Consider the following 3278-nt stretch of genomic DNA (forward strand, 5'->3'; position numbering starts at 1 on the left):
GAGGCAAGCACCATGTCGTAGACACCGCTGGCGATCATGCCTGCCATCGCCGGAACCAGGGATGGTGTGTACTGGTAATCGGGGTGTACCATGACGACGATATCGGCGCCCGCAGCAAGGGCCTCGCGATAGCAGGTTTGCTGGTTGCGACCGTATCCGTAATTTGAATCATGGACGAAGGTGTGAACTCCCAGCTGCTTGGAGAGGGCAACCGTTTTGTCTTTGCTTGAGTCGTCGACAAGGATCTTGATGTCGACAAGGTCGGACAGTTCGCGCACGGTCATCTCCAACGTTTTTTCAGCGTTATAGGCTGGCATGACCACCGCGATGCGCTTTCCGTTAATCATCGATTCACCACCGGTATCTTTCCATTCTCATGCATGCGGGAGCAAACGCACTATCGTCCGCTGGAAGTGACCTGCCCTGGTAATGGGTACGGAGAGACCGCAACCGGCTGCTTGTCCGGTTCTACTAGCCAGACTTTACGGTCTCCGTAATATTGAAATAGTTCCCGGTTGCTGGCGGAGTCCATTTCGCGGGCCCAGATTACCTTGGATTGATCTATATCCGCGGCATTGTAGACCCACTCGTCCTGAGGATTATGAGCGAGAGAGTATCGGACGATTGCGATCTGGCCGCCGGGCAGCCTCTCCAACTGCTGTTCCACATTGACGCGGTCCGCGCCGAATACCTCAGGACCATACCAGCTTGTGTTCCACGTCGACGAAGGCCATTCACGGAGCGTCAAACGGAGAGGCTGAGCGCCAAGACGGAGGACTGTCATGGCGAGGAGGAGTACGCAAGTGAGCCGCGTCCAGGTGATGCCGACTGTCTGGTCGCCGGGACGCCACTGCCGCATATGTCGCATGGCCTGCAAGCCGAGGGCGTAGATGGCCGCAGTGAAAGGAGCCAGATAGTGGGGGACCAGAAAAATCTCAACCAGCATCCCAGCGGTCAAGACGAGCAGGCAAATCACAAGGAATCGGGGGCGCCGGTCGTGGAATATCCGCGGTAGCCAGAACGTTAGAGGGAGGAACGCAAGGCCAGTGAAAAAAAGAACTCCAATAAAGGCCTTGATTAGCGTCATTTTGAAGAATCCAGCTAGAGAGTGAGCTCTTTGGTAATCGACAAACTCATCCTCGTGATAGAAGCGGCGCATTTCATCGTGGTGGTATGCGGGCTCAGGACGGGCCTTCTGCCATGCAAAATAAGGCGCCATTGCGTAGGTGGATCGGTTTACTGAATAGGGCAAGGTAAGCGGATTGCCGAAGACGCGGTAATCGTAGTAGCCCATCCACGCAGCGGCTCCAACCACAACCATCAGCGGAATCGCAGTGCTCCGCAAGAGCGAAGAGGGAGTTGGTCGGTTGCTGGCGACCAGGTACCAGCGGACCAGCGACACCGCAACCGGAATGAACAACAACATGCTCTCGAATGGCCGGGTTGTGAACATGATCGCGATGCCCACGGCCATGAGTAGTGCATACCGAAAAACTGGTCGAAGCTTAAACCTTGGCAATCCGCCAAGTACTAGCGCTCCCCCGAGTGCCGCGATTGACCCAGCGGCATGAAAGGTGTTGATCCAGTAACTGAACAGCCCAAGGTGGATGACGGCAAGCATGCCGCCTAGGAACGCCCAGGACGGCGGCATCCAGGCTTGAAGCATCCAGCAAATCGTGGCGCACATCAGCGCGCTCATGATCAGGGTGCCAAACCACGGGTTGCCGAAGAGCAATTTGCCAGCCGCCAACACCATGCCTTGGGTGGGAAAGTACATCGACATGTAAGTCGGCAGCATGTCGATGTGAATCGATTCAAAATGGATCCACATAGCCGGGGTGGAGTTGGTCAGACGGCCATGGGAAAAGGTGTCAGAAGCAAGCAGAAAGCTGAAGTCATCAGGGACAAAGGGATGTGGAACGCCGCACCAAGGGAGAATCGCCAGGCGCAAAATAAGCCCGGAGAGCCCAACCGTCGTTACGGCCGCCACTTTTCTCCGTGCCAGTTTGGCGAGGAAATGCTCTATGTGCGAAAACCATGAGGCGCCTAGTCGCGGCCACGCGAAAGACAACCCCAGAACGATCGCTGTTAGACCGCCCTCAAGCAATGTCAGAGTGACAGCCTGATCTGGGAACCCCGGATGTGAGATGGACATACTGATACTTTGACACAGCCCGGGCACCGAGGAGCGCTCAAAAACGCAAGCGGCCAATCTGATTGGTTAGGCTCGGGAAACCAACGAACTGTTATCTTGCCTTTGGGAGAAAAACTCTTCAAAAACACAGCAGCCTGGTAGTGAAATCACTGACCAGGCTGCAGGTGTTAGCTTCCGGCAAAGCCGGGTCGGGACTATGTGATGTTGCTCGACAAGACGTTCGTGATGTTATCGAACGCATTGTTGAGGCCGGTGGCAAGGAGTTTCATGCCAGCGACTGCGCCGAATGCGATCAGGGCTACGACGAGAGCATACTCGACCAGATCCTGACCTTCTTCCCGAGCCATCAGAGACTTGAGAGTGAGGTACATCTTGATCATCAGATCATTCATTGTTGTGAATTCTCCATTTCCTGGGTTGGGGTTCCAGTCACTGACTGGTGGTAGTGCATTGTGAGCAGGTGTTGTGCCATCGTTTTTAGCACTTCGCTCCATTAGAAGTCAATAAGACATCAAAGGGGATACCACGAAAGATGTATACCAACGTACTTCAGCGGGAGTTGACAAACCCCCATGGCAATACATCTCCAAAGTTGTATTTACAACTGGATCGGTTGATCGATTCGATTTCGCGATCCTCACAACATCCACCCCTCGAAGTAGCTTTCACGACTTGGTCTCAGCATACCAACAAACCTCGGGCAATCAGCACGGGAACAAGCATGAAAGCCAGCACGAAAGTAAGCTCACTAAGTGAGCCTTTCGGATGACCAAATGCGTTCAATTCAGATTCACTTCAAGGAAACAGCGAGGTCCTCACTTAATTCTTTCTTTTTAACAACACCCTGCAAGGCGATGGCCTGCACAAGCCCTAGAAGAAGAATCAAAGGCGTTAACGGCTGGATTTCGTGATTCTGTGCGATGTTCTCCGCATTCAGGGATACTGCCGAGATCCCGATCGCAAGGAGAGCGACCCACACCGTTGCATTCCTCCCATCGATTTGCTTGAGCGCACCAATGGTAAGTGTCACAGCAACAGCGATCAGTAGAGTGTCATAGACAGGCATATACACGTTTAGAACCAAGGTCCAGGTCAGAGTCGTCGCCCAAGTGAGGTTTTGTGT

General features: G+C 53.8%; 4 protein-coding genes. All 4 read right to left on the reverse strand.

Translation table 11 applies throughout. The features are described from left to right. Positions 1 to 347, reverse strand: a 347-nt coding sequence (locus WA354_RS05605) for a glycosyltransferase family 2 protein (protein ID WP_472812026.1), incomplete at its 3' end; no start/stop codon positions are given. Between the two features lie 50 nt (positions 348 to 397). Next, positions 398 to 2155 (reverse strand): hypothetical protein, encoded by a 1758-nt coding sequence (locus WA354_RS05610; RefSeq protein WP_472812027.1) that lies wholly within the window; start codon positions 2153 to 2155, stop codon positions 398 to 400. 194 nt (positions 2156 to 2349) lie between these two features. Next, positions 2350 to 2547: a Flp family type IVb pilin gene (locus tag WA354_RS05615; RefSeq protein ID WP_472812028.1), complete on the reverse strand. Its 198-nt coding sequence runs from the start codon at positions 2545 to 2547 to the stop codon at positions 2350 to 2352. Positions 2548 to 2945: 398 nt separating this feature from the next. Beyond that, positions 2946 to 3278: hypothetical protein (locus WA354_RS05620; RefSeq protein WP_472812029.1), on the reverse strand; the 333-nt coding region annotated here is incomplete at its 5' end.

This window comes from Occallatibacter sp. (genome assembly GCF_049802275.1).
Taxonomy (GTDB): domain Bacteria; phylum Acidobacteriota; class Terriglobia; order Terriglobales; family Acidobacteriaceae; genus Telmatobacter.

Bases quoted from the DNA above. Each gene is read 5' to 3' on its own strand.
- WA354_RS05610 (WP_472812027.1), bottom strand. From the start codon at position 2,155: ATGTCCATCTCACATCCGGGGTTCCCAGATCAGGCTGTCACTCTGACA.
- WA354_RS05615 (WP_472812028.1), bottom strand. From the start codon at position 2,547: ATGAATGATCTGATGATCAAGATGTACCTCACTCTCAAGTCTCTGATG.